This is a genomic window from Mucilaginibacter straminoryzae (assembly GCF_022953055.1).
GTDB lineage: Bacteria > Bacteroidota > Bacteroidia > Sphingobacteriales > Sphingobacteriaceae > Mucilaginibacter > Mucilaginibacter straminoryzae.
Genome location: NZ_JALJEJ010000005.1, coordinates 123417 through 138201 on the forward strand (window position 1 = coordinate 123417; position 14785 = coordinate 138201).

At 46.7% G+C, this 14785-nt stretch carries 12 protein-coding genes; 5 read left to right on the forward strand and 7 right to left on the reverse strand.

Annotated elements, in window-relative coordinates:
• Position 1: 1 nt before the first annotated feature.
• Positions 2 to 3385 carry an isoleucine--tRNA ligase gene (gene ileS / locus MUY27_RS12510; RefSeq protein ID WP_245130369.1) on the reverse strand — a complete coding sequence of 1128 codons (3384 nt, stop codon included), beginning with the start codon at positions 3383 to 3385 and terminating at the stop codon, positions 2 to 4.
• A 229-nt stretch (positions 3386 to 3614) separates the two neighbouring features.
• On the opposite strand from ileS, the gene MUY27_RS12515 reads away from it, so the two are divergent.
• Complete coding sequence (locus MUY27_RS12515; protein WP_245130370.1) at positions 3615 to 4499, forward strand: SMP-30/gluconolactonase/LRE family protein; 885 nt, start codon at positions 3615 to 3617, stop codon at positions 4497 to 4499.
• Here MUY27_RS12515 and MUY27_RS12520 read toward each other — a convergent pair.
• Positions 4486 to 5148, reverse strand: a complete 663-nt coding sequence (locus MUY27_RS12520; RefSeq protein ID WP_245130371.1) for a gluconate 2-dehydrogenase subunit 3 family protein — start codon at positions 5146 to 5148, stop codon at positions 4486 to 4488. The genes MUY27_RS12515 and MUY27_RS12520 overlap by 14 nt on opposite strands.
• An 18-nt stretch (positions 5149 to 5166) precedes the next feature.
• Positions 5167 to 6909 carry a GMC family oxidoreductase gene (locus tag MUY27_RS12525; protein ID WP_245130372.1) on the reverse strand — a complete coding sequence of 581 codons (1743 nt, stop codon included), beginning with the start codon at positions 6907 to 6909 and terminating at the stop codon, positions 5167 to 5169.
• 170 nt (positions 6910 to 7079) lie between these two features.
• Here MUY27_RS12525 and MUY27_RS12530 point away from each other — a divergent pair, with 170 nt between their 5' ends.
• Entirely contained in the window at positions 7080 to 7859 is a 780-nt protein-coding gene (locus MUY27_RS12530; protein ID WP_245130373.1) for an SDR family NAD(P)-dependent oxidoreductase, read from the forward strand.
• Positions 7860 to 7870: 11 nt separating this feature from the next.
• Here MUY27_RS12530 and MUY27_RS12535 read toward each other — a convergent pair whose 3' ends face one another.
• From MUY27_RS12535 to MUY27_RS12550, 4 genes are all read right to left on the reverse strand, one after another.
• Positions 7871 to 8827: a hypothetical protein gene (locus MUY27_RS12535; RefSeq protein ID WP_245130374.1), complete on the reverse strand. Its 957-nt coding sequence runs from the start codon at positions 8825 to 8827 to the stop codon at positions 7871 to 7873.
• 82 nt (positions 8828 to 8909) lie between these two features.
• Positions 8910 to 10220, reverse strand: a complete 1311-nt coding sequence (locus tag MUY27_RS12540; protein WP_245130375.1) for a carbohydrate porin — start codon at positions 10218 to 10220, stop codon at positions 8910 to 8912.
• Between the two features lie 110 nt (positions 10221 to 10330).
• Positions 10331 to 10984, reverse strand: a complete 654-nt coding sequence (locus MUY27_RS12545; protein ID WP_245130376.1) for an HD domain-containing protein — start codon at positions 10982 to 10984, stop codon at positions 10331 to 10333.
• A gap of 29 nt (positions 10985 to 11013) precedes the next feature.
• A complete protein-coding gene (locus MUY27_RS12550) occupies positions 11014 to 11304 on the reverse strand; it encodes a helix-turn-helix domain-containing protein (protein WP_245130377.1) in 291 nt (96 codons plus the stop codon).
• Positions 11305 to 11816: 512 nt separating this feature from the next.
• On the opposite strand from MUY27_RS12550, the gene ruvC reads away from it, so the two are divergent.
• The 3 genes from ruvC to MUY27_RS12565 all read left to right on the forward strand — a co-directional run bounded on the left by ruvC (position 11817) and on the right by MUY27_RS12565 (position 14764).
• A complete protein-coding gene (gene ruvC / locus MUY27_RS12555) occupies positions 11817 to 12404 on the forward strand; it encodes a crossover junction endodeoxyribonuclease RuvC (RefSeq protein WP_245130378.1) in 588 nt (195 codons plus the stop codon).
• Between the two features lie 14 nt (positions 12405 to 12418).
• Entirely contained in the window at positions 12419 to 13153 is a 735-nt protein-coding gene (locus tag MUY27_RS12560; RefSeq protein ID WP_245130379.1) for a 2-phosphosulfolactate phosphatase, read from the forward strand.
• A 72-nt stretch (positions 13154 to 13225) separates the two neighbouring features.
• Complete coding sequence (locus MUY27_RS12565) at positions 13226 to 14764, forward strand: YifB family Mg chelatase-like AAA ATPase (protein ID WP_245130380.1); 1539 nt, start codon at positions 13226 to 13228, stop codon at positions 14762 to 14764.
• Positions 14765 to 14785: the final 21 nt, after the last annotated feature.

Consider the following 14785-nt stretch of genomic DNA (forward strand, 5'->3'; position numbering starts at 1 on the left):
TTTATTTCTTAGTTATCGAGATCAATATTTCATTTTCATCTATTACAGCAGGTTCGCCTTCTGTAAGGGTTGAGTCAAACTGGATGTTATCGGCTAAAATTTCGGCGCAGATATAAGATAAATTACTTTTTACAGCACCGCTGATCAGGTCATTATTACTCAGGCGAACTTCTATTTTATCGGTTACTTCAAAATCTTTACTCTTGCGCAGGTTCTGGATCCTGTTGATCAGCTCGCGCGAAATGCCCTCCTGTTTTAATTCTTCGGTTATGGTAACATCTAAAGCCACGGTTAGTTTGCCAAGGGTGGCTACCTGCCATCCCGGAACGTCTTCTGCCAGTATCTCAACCTCGGCCGTTACGATCATGTATTTACCATCCAATACCGGCAACTCGCCTTCGCTTTCCAGTTTGGCAATTGCTTCCTGGTTCAGGTTATTAATGGCATCTGCCACCAGTTTCATATCCTTGCCAACCTTCGGCCCGAGGGCTTTAAAGTTCGGTTTGATCTTCTTCTTGATAAACCCGGCCGTGTCGGTAATATACTCGATATTTTTGATATTTGTTTCGGCCAGTATCAATTCTTTCACCTCATCCACCTGGTGAACAAAGTTGGCATCAAGCACCGGCAGCAAGATTTTGCTTAGCGGCTGGCGTACGTTAATACCCACTTTTTTACGCAGCGATAATACCAGCGAAGAAATATCCTGGGCCAGCTGCATGCGCTCTTCCAGTTGCTTGTCGACGAGTTCTTCGTGGTAAGCAGGGAAATCGGCCAGGTGGACAGATTCAAACTGTTCTTTACCGGTTACACTGTTTAAGTCGTTATACAAACGCTCTGCAAAGAATGGCGCGATAGGCGACATCAGCTTGGAAATAGTGACCAAACAGGTATACAGCGTTTGGTAAGCAGAAAGCTTATCGGTAGAATTGTCTGATTTCCAGAAGCGGCGACGGCTTAAACGCACGAACCAGTTGCTGAGGTGCTCATCTACAAAATCCTGGATGGCCCGGGCAGCTTTGGTCGGTTCGAAATCGGCGTAGAACGCATCTACTTCCTTGCTTAAGGTGTTCAGCAGGGAAATGATCCAGCGGTCGATCTCCGGGCGGTCTGCCAGCGCAATATCAGCTTCGCTGTAAGTGAAGTTGTCGATATTGGCGTAGAGCGAAAAGAACGAATAAGTGTTATACAGGGTGCCGAAGAATTTGCGGCGAACCTCATCAAGACCCTCAATATTAAATTTCAGGTTGTCCCAAGGCGAAGCATTGCTGATCATGTACCAACGCGCGGCATCAGCGCCGTATTGCGAAATGGTATCGAACGGATCAACGCCGTTACCCAAGCGTTTAGACATTTTGTTGCCGTTTTTATCCAGCACCAAACCGTTAGATACTACGTTTTTAAACGCAATGCCTTTGTTGCCAACTTTCTCGTTTACGGCTTTAATATCGTCACTGGCTTCACTTAGCATTACCGCTAAAGCGTGCAGGGTAAAGAACCAGCCACGGGTTTGGTCAACACCTTCGGCGATAAAATCTGCCGGGTAGGCGTTTTCAAAAGCTTCTTTGTTTTCAAACGGGAAGTGCCATTGCGCATAAGGCATCGCACCAGAATCAAACCAAACGTCGATCAGGTCGGGTTCGCGTAACATGCGTTTGCCGGTAGAAGAAACCAGGATCACATCGTCCACATACGGGCGGTGCAGGTCTTTAATTTCAAAATCGGCAGGCATTAAACCGGCATCAACAGCTTTTTTGATCTCTGCTTCCAGCTCTGCGATAGAGCCGATGCAAATTTCTTCAGCACCGCCTTCTTCGCGCCAGATCGGCAGCGGTGTACCCCAATAGCGTGAACGCGAAAGGTTCCAGTCTACCAGGTTTTCCAGCCAGTTACCAAAACGGCCTGTGCCGGTTGATTCCGGTTTCCAGTTGATGGTTTTGTTCAGCTCCACCATTTTGTCCTTAACGGCCGTAGTGCGGATGAACCAACTATCCAGCGGGTAATATAAAATAGGCTCGTCAGAACGCCACGAGTGCGGGTAGCTGTGCTCGTAACGCTGAACGTTGAATGCCTTGTTTTCTTCTTTAAGTTTGATCGAGATCAGCACGTCTGTTGCCTTAAAGTCTGGCGCAGTGCGTTCTTGCTCGCTGTAATATTCTTCCTTAACGTAACGGCCTGCAAAATCGGTCACTTCTTCCACAAAACGGCCTTGTTTATCAACCAGCGGCACTTCTTTGCCGTTTTCGTCTTTTACCAGTACAGAAGGAACGTTATTTTCTTTACAAGCCCTGAAGTCGTCCGCACCAAAAATAGAAGCGGTGTGAACAATGCCGGTACCATCGTCAGTAGTAACAAAGTCGGCAGGGATCACGCGGAAAGCGTTCTTCTCCAGGTCTTCATTGGTTACGTAAGGCATAAGCTGATAATAGTGAATGCCTAACAGATCTGAACCATTCAATTCTGCCTTTACTTGCCAGGGGATAATCTTATCGCCGCCTTTGTAGTCGTCAAAAGAGGCATTTTCGCCTTCGGCTTTAAAGTATTTACCTACCAGGTCTTTTGCCAACACAACACAAACCGGTTTGTAAGTGTACGGGTTGAAGGTGCTGATCTTTACATAAGTGATATTCTCACCGACAGCCAACGCGCAGTTAGATGGCAAGGTCCACGGGGTGGTCGTCCAGGCCAGGATGAATACATCGGTATCCACGCCGTCGAACAAAAACTCCGAATCCTGATCGCGCTTTACCTTAAACTGTGCGGTGATGGTAGTATCCTTTACCATTTTGTAAGTGCCCGGCTGGTTCAGCTCGTGCGAGCTTAGTCCGGTACCGGATTTTGGCGAATAAGGCTGAACAGTATATCCCTTGTACAGCAGGTTTTTGTTGTACAGTTGTTTCAGGATCCACCAAAGCGACTCGATATATTCGTTATGGTAAGTAACGTAAGGATGCTCCAGGTCTACCCAGTAACCCATCTTTTCGGTCAGGTCGTTCCAAACGTCTGTATATTTCATTACCTCCTTGCGGCAGGCTGCGTTGTAATCTTCGATTGAGATCTTTTTGCCGATATCGTCTTTGGTAATGCCTAAAGATTTTTCAACCGCAAGCTCGATCGGCAAGCCGTGGGTATCCCAGCCGCCTTTGCGTTTTACCTGGTAACCCTTCAGGGTTTTATAACGGCAAAAAATATCTTTAATAGAGCGGGCCATGGCGTGGTGGATGCCGGGCATACCATTTGCCGATGGCGGGCCTTCATAAAATGTGTAAGGGTTTGAAGAAGGGCGGCTGCTGATACTTTTTTCAAAGATGTTGTTCTGTTTCCAAAACTCAAGTATCTCCTGGCCAATCTGTGGCAGATTAAGTTGCTTATATTCCTTGTACATCAATATTTTCGCTCGAAATTTTAAGGGGCAAAATTACGAAAAAATTAGCATTAGTTAAGGTTATCAGCAGGCTTGCAATATTATTATTGTGTAATTTTTAAAAGCGGGCAAAGCAGTTCTTGGAATCGCAGAAAAACTGTAAAAATTTCAGGGAACAACAACAAATCCGAGCCCATGCTGGTAGTGCTTTATCACGAAGCCTTAGAGCTGATTTTAAATGCCAATTGATATGAATCTAAATCCTGAAATTGTAACCCCGCACCGTTCGTTATTGGGTGAAGGCCCCGTGTGGGACGAGATCAACAACCGGATCCTATGGCTTGATATCCTGAAGGGTGAAATCCATCAGTACCATCCGGATACTGAAGCTTTTGGTACGATGAAGTTGGGGAAAATGGTAGGCTGCGTTGTATTACAGGCGAATGGCTGTTTAATTGCCGCACTGGAGGATGGCTTTGCCTTTGTTGATATAGACGCGCAAACGATGGAACATATCACTCATCCAGAGAGCCATATTCCCGACAACCGTTTTAACGACGGCAAGTGCGACCCGGCAGGGCGTTTCTGGGCCGGAACCATGTCTAAACAGGAGGTGCCGGATGCGGGAAGTTTGTATGTACTGGATGCCAATTATCATGTTAAAGGCGAGGTTACCGATCTTACCATTTCTAACGGCATGGCCTGGAGCGCTGATAGCAAAACCTATTACCTGATTGATACGCCAACCCGTTGTATCGATGCTTTTGATTATGACCTGGAAAGCGGGAGTATCGCTAACCGGAGAACCGCATTTGCGATACCGGAAAGCGAAGGTTTGCCCGACGGAATGACCATTGATGCCGAAGGTATGTTGTGGGTAGCGCATTATTCCGGCTGGCAGGTAAGCCGCTGGAACCCTGATACAGGGCAAAAGCTGTTAAGTATACCCGTACCCGTTGAAAATGTAACCTGTTGCACCTTCGGCGGTAAAGATTTAACCGACCTGTACATTACTACGGCTTTTAAAGGATTGAGTGACGAGCAAATAAAAAAGCAGCCTTTAGCAGGCTGCCTCTTTGTAGTTAAAAATATTAGGGTTAAAGGCTTGCCGCCTAACCGGTTTAAGCTTTACTAAAGCTTACGCATTCTTTCAATTCTTTTTCCGTGTACGCCATATCGTACTGTTTCAGCACGTCATCCGGTACACCGTTCCATTGGTTAGGGGTGTTACCGACATAGCCAACGTCTTTCCAGCCGATCTCTGTAGTGTAAAATCCGGTAGCGGTAAGGTTGCGCATCAGGTTAAAAAATGCAACACCCTGGGCCATATCCGGCTTAGCCTTGTTAGGATAAGCAATGCGGTCTACCATTTCTATCTGCTGGTTGTGCGGGCAATCTTTAAACGGGTTGCCGTAACGGTTCAAACACTGTAAATCCAGCCAACGCAGGCCACCGCGCATCGGGGTCTGGTATTCGGGCATATCTTTAACAATAAACTCTATAAAATCCGGAACCTTAGCATCAGTTGCACTTCCGCTTACGTTGTCTTTAGGGATGATGATATCTGCCAGAATACCTATCGTCGCCATTTCTTCACTTTTAAAGAACGTTTCGTCTTTTAATTTTTTATCATGAAGTTTCTCTTCCTCCATCCGATCCGCATCGTTAGCTGCCGGTTTGGCGGCCGCTTCTTTCTCTGTCTGCGGATTTTTACAGGCTTCCAATAACACGCCTCCCGATACCGTAGTTACCAGTAAGGCTTTTAGGGAATCTCTTCTGTCCATAATGTTTTCTCGATAGCGTTAAGCGATGTTTTGTTTCTTCATTTCACTGATCAGGTAGTCTGATGCGCGCATAGCCAGCGCCAGGATGGTCCAGGTGATGTTTTTATCCGCCTGAGATACAAACTGGCCACCATCTACGCAGAACAGGTTCTTCACATCGTGCGCCTGGCTGTATTTGTTCAATACAGATTTTCTTGGATCATCGCCCATTCGTACAGTGCCCGCCTCGTGGATAATTACACCAGGGTTATGCAGACCGTAGTTGTTATGCGGCCCGTCATCCCCTCCCCAGGTTACCAGCGCACCCATGCTATGCAGAATTTCGGCAAAAGTTTCTTTCATGTGCTTCGCCTGTTTAATCTCATAGTCGGTCCACTGGGTATGGAACTTCAATACCGGGATACCGTATTTATCTACCACGTTCGGGTCAATCTCGCAATAGCTATCCTCGCGGGCAATACTTTCGCCACGACCGGCCATGCCCACGTGGGCGCCATAGAAATAGCGGTAATCTTCTTTCAGCGAAGCGCCATAACCACCTGCTTCTTTCTGCTGTCCTTTCACTTTGAACATGCCGTTCAGCTTCTCAATACCCCAGCTAAAGCCATACAGCGGCATGCCTAAGCCACCACCGTATTCAATGTGATAACCACGAGGGAAATCCAGTTTTTTATTGTCTAACCACCATGGCGTATACACGTGCATACCACCCACGCCGTCTTCGTTATAACGCTTACGGTCAAACAAAGCCGGGATAATGCCGCCCATGTCTGCCCCGGTAGAATCGTGCAGGTATTTACCTACCACGCCGCTGGAATTTGCCAAGCCGTTAGGGTAACGCTCTGATTTGGAGTTGAGCAGTAAGCGTGCGCTTTCACAGGCACTGGCAGCCAGAATTACGGTACGGCCGTAAACCTGGTATTCCTGCAAATCTTCTTTGTTTACGTAAGAAACACCTTTAGCCAAACCGTCCCGGTCCATCAATACTTCACGTGCCATGGCGTTCACAACCAGATCTACATTGCCGGTAGCAATGGCCGGTTTTACCAGGCAAGACGATGACGAAAAGTCGGCATAAACCTTACAGCTGCGTCCGCATTGCGAACAATAGAAGCAAGAACCACGGTCTTTATTAATAGGCTTGGTGAGGATAGAAAGCCTTGACGGGATTACCGGAATACCAATATTGCCTGCTGCCTTTTTAATAAATAATTCGTGCAAACGTGGTTTTGGTGGCGGCAGGAAAATACCGTCCGGATCATTATATAAGCCTTCGTTGGTGCCGAAAACACCAATCAGCTTGTCCACCTTATCATAGTAAGGTTTCACATCATCATAGCTAATGGGCCAGTTATCGCCCAGGCCGTCTATGTCTTTTCTTTTAAAGTCTTTCGGTCCGAAACGTAAAGAGATACGCCCCCAGTGGTTGGTACGGCCGCCCACCATCCGCGCGCGGAACCATTCCCAGTTAGAGTTCTCGGCGTTGGTATAAGGCTCGCCATCGATGTTCCAGCCCCAGAAACAACCATCAAAGTCGCCAAAAGGGCGGAATTGCGTACGGGCGCCCCTTCGAGGCGATTCCCATGCCGGTTTCAGTTGTGAAGAGTTAACGGCAGGGTCGTAGTTGGGACCCGCTTCGATCAGGCAAACTTTTAAACCGGCGTTTGCCAGCGTATAGGCAGCCATACCGCCACCTGCACCCGAACCTACAATGATGGCATCATACTTTTTTGCCTGTTTTTTGATTTGAACAGCACACATATTTTTCTTAGAAAGATTCTGTTAATTGGAGTTCTAAATATAGGTTTTTAACGCCTACTGCGGTAAATAAATACTTGCGTATCTATTTTTTTACCGTTTTAGCTTGTGAAAGCCATTTTGCAAATGCACCCTTTATCGCTTAACTTGTTAAGCGTCAAACATTATCGTAAATGAAAACCACTGTATTGATCACCGGCGCCTCTGGCGGTATAGGCAAAGAAATGGCGATGGTAGCGGCTAAAAATCAGCATGATGTGATTTTAGTAGCCCGGAGCGAAACCAAGTTAAAAGCACTGGCAGAAAGCATCCGGCAGGAACACGGCGTGCAAGCATTTTATTACACGGCCGACCTGGCTTTGCCCGGTGCGGCGGCAAAGTTGTACCAGCAGGTAAAAGGCGACGGCCATGCGGTTAGTTACCTGGTCAATAACGCGGGCTTCGGCGATTACGGAAACTTTGCAGAACGAGAGCTGGAACGCATCAGCCAAATGATACAGCTGAACATTACGGCCTTAACCGAGCTAACGCATTTATTTGTGCAGGATATGCTGCAGGCCCGTAAAGGCGGGATATTAAATGTCGCCTCTACTGCTGCCATGCAGCCAGATCCCTATTTGGCAGTGTATGGTGCAAGTAAATCATACGTGGCGAATTTTACCGAAGCTTTGTGGTATGAATTGCGCGGAACAGGCGTTACGGCAACCGTGCTTTCGCCGGGTGGTACCGCGACAGACTTTTTTGACGCCGCTGAAATGGGCGCCTCAAAAATGACCGGGGCGAAGATGATGCCGGCGCACCGCGTAGCCGAAATTGGCTACCAAGCCATGATCAAAGGCAAACTGCACGTAGTGGCAGGATTGAGCAATAAAATTTTAAGTTTTGCTTCTTCGGTTATGCCCATTGGTAAGCTCCGGTTGAAGATTGCCGCGGCTATCCTGGGAAAGAAGTAATCAATGTTGAATTACTTCTTTGCAGCTATACCTTTCACGTGCAGAGAGATCACGCTGGTGTGCGGCATGCCTAAGGTACTGCCGGGCGTTACCTGCAAATAGTATTTCAGGTAAGTATTCATTACCGCTTCAGAAAGGCGAAGGTAACTTTTCTTGTAATCCTCTTCCTGAAAAGCGATTAGTGGTATGCCGTAGGTCATTTTGCCAGCCGTATCTACTTTAACGGTAAAAGAGTAGTTAAAATCTTTGTAGGCCTTATTTATCGTAATGTAAAACTCGGGGTCGAGGTAATCGTCAGAGCTGTCGAAGTTATTCATCAGCGAAGGTTCAGTATGGCGTTGCTCTATTTTTACCAAAGGGCTTTTAGTTGTTAACACTACCGGTTGGCGTGCTGCAAAGGCACTATCGGGGTTGGTATTGGCTTTGGCAACCAATTGTTTTACAAAAAGTGTGTCCCTGCGGCTTGGCCTCCGCAGCGTGGCCGAATCTGTATGCAGTTTTTTAATGTAATCGTTCGCATAAAACGTCATGAATACCTGATTGCCGCTAACATCAATAGAATCGCCCTGGAATTTCAGGATCTCCAACACCAGGCTGTCGCGGCTCATCTTTCGCACTTTGTACCAGGTACGGGCGGTGTTAAAAATAGAATCGTAGCCGCGGGTGAGCGGAAAGTTGATAAACTGCTTTTTAATAGGGCTGTAGATCCGGGCAGAATCGGCAGAGACAAACTTCAGTTTCCACTGCGGTTCTAACTGGTAACCATATTTGTTGAAAGACAAGCCGTTTTTCATGCGGCGGTATACTTCTGTATAGTCTATATTTTCAACAGGTTTAAAGGAAATTATCAACCTTTCCTCGCAACCCATGGCAGAACCTTTACACTTTCTTTTGCATGAAGACATGCCGACCATCAATACCAGGTTGGCAAGAAACAGAGCAGTCAGCAGCAGTTTTATTTTCATCATTCGGTATGGCTTTAAAGATAGAGGTTTCTCTAAATCCATCAGAAAAACAATTTGCAGAAAAAATGTTGCTGCCTAATACGCGTTAAAATTCGATATGGGCCCTTAACGAAAATACGTTAACCGGCCCGCGGTCGCGGTTGTAAGCCGGGTGCAGGATGAACTGGTAATCCGGTGTGATAAAGAATTTTTCCTGGAAAGCATCTATCTTGTAATACAACTCCGCAATCATCTCGGTGCCGTAGTTTAACTTGCCATCGCCGATAATAAAGCCATAACCCCCGTTTGCCAGGTAATTGCGGTGCGGGCCAGAGATACCGTTGCCGACAAAGGCAAGACCCGCTTCATCAAACTTGCGTTTCCACGACCGGCCGTTCAGCACACCGCCAAAACTTACAGAGCGGTCTATTTCGGTGAAGAACCAGGTTTCTGTCTTGCCATCGTTATAGCTTGCTTTGGCAAATACGCCAAAATCTTTGGTGATATTTTGTTCGGTATTAATACCGAAGCCCCATTTGTGGCGGCCGTATTGCTGCGTGGCGTCCACATCCGGTGCGGCAGGGTTTTGTGCCACCGCTAAGTTGTAATTGCCAAATTTGCCGTTATTGGAAAAGCCCAGTATCCGGAAAGCGCCCGGCAGGTTATTCAGCTTGTAGCGTTTCTCAAATTCAAGCGTTTGCGAATTGCTTTTGCCGATGCGGGCATCCCAGATAGAACCATTGGCCGTAGTGGTACTCATGGTATAAGCAAAACGCAGGGTCCAGTCGGGCATACCCAGTTCGGTAAATAACCCGAGGACGTAACCACGGGTATTGGCGGGATAATCCCAGGCGCCATTACTCATCAGCGACCAGTTCATGAACTGCGTCCGCGGGTCATGGCTGAAGGCGTTGCCGTCGAAATAGTCGGACATGCCGAACTTGCCGGCAGTAATTGAAAAGTAGCGTTTGCTTTTAAAACCCGCCAAGGTATTCAGGTCGTCCTTAATTGTGTCGCGGTCGTTCCCCCACGTGAAGTTCTGATTCAAATAAGCACGTGCGATATAGATTTTAGGCTCAGCCGAACCTACCCGAAAGGTCTCGCCGTTTGGAAAACCTGCAATACCTAATGTTTTGCTCAGGCCTGCCCCTCCGGACATTTCGGGGTTAAAGTAAAATTCGGCGCCCTTCCACAAACGCGCCCCCATAAACATGGTGGTAGTTAAAGAGCTTTGTGTTTCGCTACCGGTAGATAAGCTGTTAGCGCCAGAATATTTGGCATTGAAGGAAGGCTTATACTGGCTGATAACCGTTTGCTGGAAATGAAAATTAAACCGCTGTTGTTTTACGGTATCCTGCTGCGCATAGCTCTTAAACCCAATAAGCGTGACAAGGCTGATTAGTAAAGTTTTATTCATCTGTTGTAACTTCTCCCTATTAATAAAAATGCAAAGGACTTGAAAGTTAGTGAATATTTGATGAACGAGGTTTAGGCCATCGGTGCAACTCGTCTAAACTGGCCGGAAGATTAGCCCAAGCCGTTCCATTCCTGGTAAAACTGCTCCAGGTATTGCTCCATAAAACGGTGGCGTTCTTCGGCAATCTTTTTGCCGGTGGCTGTGTTCATCTTGTCTTTCAGAAGCAGCAGTTTCTCGTAGAAATGGTTAATAGTAGGTGCCGTACTTTTCTTGTACGTTTCTTTGGTCATGTTCAGGTCGGGGGCAATTTCAGGATTGTACAACTCACGACCCTTAAAGCCCCCATAAGTAAAAGCACGTGCAATACCTATAGCCCCAATGGCGTCCAGGCGGTCTGCATCCTGTACCACGGCCAACTCTGCAGAGTGATAGGATGGGCTATCGAAACTTGATTTGAAAGACATGTGCCGGATAATGAGTTCTACTTCACGGACAACGGCTTCATCCGCAGAAAGGGAATTTAGAAAACTGACGGCCGTCCGTGGGCCTACTTCTTCGTCGCCGTTATGGAACTTGCTATCGGCTATATCATGTAAAAGAGCAGCCAGTTCTACAATAAGTAGGTCTGACTGCTCTGTCTTTGCAATTTGTTTGGCATTGTTCCAAACCCTTAAAATGTGCCACCAGTCGTGCCCTGCTTCTGCGCCCGAAAGCGTTTCCTTAACGTAGTTTGCTGTCCGGCTGATCAGTTCTTCTGGTGTCATTTGCGCTATATTTGCTGCAAATATAACGTTTATAGGGCAGCAGGCCGGTGGTACCGGTTATTCTCGTTATGGCCGTCCAAAACCGGCTCATCCATTAAAGTAAGTACGTTGGTTTCCAACAGTTGCGCCACCTGGAACAAACGCTCCAGCGTGATCTTGGTATAACCAAGCTCTATTTTACTATAGGCATTTTGTGAAATTCCTAATTTCATAGCCAGGTATTCCTGGGTGTATCCTTTACCTTCTCTGACACGGCGAATATTGCTTGCTACACTTTTTATTTTATTAGCTACGTCTCTGCTCATATGATTTGCTTTCATATTTGACCTACTTACGATATTTTCTCATAGGCGGTTTTAATTAATTTAATTAGAAGTTAAAATTCGTAAGTAATTGATTATTAATTATTAATATATATATCATAACATGCTTTGTTATCAAAGGTTTTATAATACAAGTAGCAGATTATCAGTCCGTAAACAAAAAAAGAGTAAAAAAGCGGTAATCTGTGTCAATGATAAGGAATAGGAATATGAATATATGTTTAGTAAAACAGGTTTCTAAAACAATTAAGGAATACTTTGATATTATTATCAATATCACCAATAATTGTACCTGTTTCGTGGTTTTATCAATGTTTTCTGCCTTAAAAGCTTAAATTTTCATAAGTAATTTGCTGCCTGTCGCCGATAGGTCATCACTAAAAAAAAGAATATGATACGATTTTAGCTTAATACAAATAAGGATGGTGGGATAACTGACGCCTGGCGGTTACCAGCCCTATCAACTCCTCGCTCCTCGTAACACACAACTAAAACCCTATCTTTGCCGCATGGCTTTAGAGACCAAAGAGCGGATAATTTTAGGTATAGATCCGGGTACGGTGGTGATGGGTTACGGTGTGATCAGAGAAGTAGGCTCTAAAACCGAAATGATTGCTTTAGGCGTAGTGAAAATTCCGGAAGGTGACGATCATATGTTGAAGCTACAGCGCATCTTTGAGAAATCTATTGCCCTGATTGACAACTATCACCCGGACTGCCTGGCTATTGAAGCGCCCTTTTACGGAAAAAACATCCAGGTGATGCTGAAGTTGGGGCGTGCGCAGGGCACCGCTATCGCCGCGGCCTTATCACGTAATATTCCCGTGAACGAATATTCGCCACGGAAAATAAAACAGGCCATAACCGGCAATGGCAACGCCACTAAAGAACAGGTGGCCGCTATGTTGCAACACCTGTTAAAGTTTAAAGAAACACCCGAATTTTTAGACGCTACAGATGGTTTAGCCGTTGCAGTTTGCCATAGTTTTCAGAAGATCACTACCGGCCGCGGCAGCAAAATTTCGCACTCCAGTTGGGAGTCTTTTGTAAAAGATAACGCCAGCCGTGTTACGGGGGCGATTAAGTTTAAAAAATAATAGTCTAACCTATCTTGAATACTTCATCCACCCCCGCCAAACTAAAATTAGAAGTTTGTCTTACCCCGGCCCTGATTCCTTTATATACCGTTCAGGATTATATCGTGGTCATCATTGATATTTTCAGGGCTACGTCCTCCATCTGTTATGGGATTGAAAATGGTGCAGAAGCCATTATCCCGGTGGCATTGGTAGAAGAGTGTGCGGCTTACCGCGAGAAAGGCACGGAATACCTGTTAGCAGCCGAACGCGATGGTAAAGTGGTTGAGGGCTTTGATTTCGGCAATTCTCCATTCTCTTACACGGCAGAAAAAGTTTCCGGCAAAACCGTGGTACTGACCACCACAAACGGCACCCATGCGCTGCATCTGTCCAGAGCGGCTAAAAAAGTGGTGATAGGGTCGTTTTTAAACCTGACATCTTTAAGTAACTGGTTGAAGCAGCAACAGGATAATGTGCTGCTGGTGTGTGCCGGCTGGAAAAACAATTTCAATATCGAAGACACCGTTTTTGCCGGTGCAGTGGTGGATCAACTTGCTGGCGATGCTTACCAACTGGACGATGCCGCCATTGCTGCGGGGGATATGTACCAGCTTGGGAAAAGTAATATCCCGGCTTACCTGGCTAAAACATCACACAGCGAACGGCTGAAAAAATTGAAGATAGAAGAGGATATTGCTTTTTGCCTTCAGCAGGATCTGACTACAGCTATCCCTGTTTTAGTAGGCGAAAAGCTGGTGAAACTGTAAGGTAATTTTAGTGCTGATGTTTAAAATCAGATAAAACTCGCCTATATTTAGCCTTCAATTAATCTTGTCACCTTGTTAGTTAAAACTTTTGGCAGCGCAGTTTACGGGATCGAAGCAACCACCATTACTGTTGAGGTAAACATTCTGCCGGGTACCAAATATTTCATCGTCGGCCTGCCCGATAATGCCGTTAAAGAAAGCTATTTCCGCATCGAATCAGCGCTGAAGAGCTGTAACTATAAAATGCCACGGCAGCAGGTGGTGGTCAACATGGCGCCTGCCGATATCCGCAAAGAAGGTTCTGCATACGATCTTACTATCGCTACCGCCATTCTTGCCGCATCGGGCCAGATTGAAGCCGAAGAGCTGGACAAATACCTGATCATGGGCGAGCTTTCCCTCGACGGAACCTTGCAACCCATAAAAGGGGCTTTGCCGATTGCCATACAAGCGCGTAAAGAAGGTTTTAAAGGATTTATCCTGCCGAAGCAAAATGCACGGGAAGCAGCCATTGTGAATGAACTGGATGTTTACGGCATAGAAAGCATTGCACAGGTAGCGGGTTTCTTTAATGGCGACACCAAACTTGAACCGGTAGTAGTTAACACACGCGAAGAATTTTACAACAGCCTGAGCAATTACGACAGCGACTTCAGCGAGGTAAAAGGGCAGGAAAACATTAAACGGGCATTGGAGATTGCCGCAGCGGGTGGCCATAACGTGATACTGATCGGTCCACCGGGTGCGGGTAAAACCATGCTGGCCAAAAGGCTACCATCCATACTACCGCCCCTGAGCTTGTATGAATCTTTAGAAACCACCAAGATCCATTCGGTGGCCGGTAAGCTTTCCACGGCGGATGCGCTGGTTACGGTTCGCCCTTTCCGTTCGCCGCACCACACCATCAGTGATGTTGCCCTGGTCGGCGGAGGAGGAAATCCACAGCCGGGTGAAATATCATTAGCGCATAACGGCGTTTTGTTTCTGGACGAGTTGCCCGAATTTAAGCGGAGCGTGTTGGAAGTAATGCGCCAGCCATTAGAAGAACGGCGCGTGACCATATCCAGGGCAAAATTTACGGTTGATTACCCCAGCAGCTTTATGCTGATAGCGAGTATGAACCCCTGCCCGTGCGGCTATTATAACCACCCCGAAAAAGAATGTATCTGCCCGCCGGGCGTGGTGCAGAAATACCTGAGCAAAATATCTGGCCCCCTGCTGGACCGTATCGACCTGCACGTAGAGGTAACGCCGGTAAACTTCAGCGAGCTATCGTCTGAAAGGAAGGCCGAAGCAAGCGAACTGATCCGCGAACGGGTGATTAAAGCCCGCGACATCCAAATAGCCCGGTTTGGTGATAAGCCAGACCTGCATGCGAATGCGCAAATGTCGTCGCAAATGGTGCGGGATATTTGTAAAATTAACGCAGCCGGCCAGAACCTGTTAAAAAAGGCGATGGAGAAACTGGGCCTTTCTGCCCGGGCTTATGACAGGATATTGAAAGTGGCCAGAACCATTGCAGATCTGGCCGCAAGCGAAGAAATTCAATTAGAACATTTGGCAGAAGCCATACACTTCCGTAGTTTAGACCGCGAAGGCTGGGCCGGATAAATAAAAAATTTTACCGGTTGT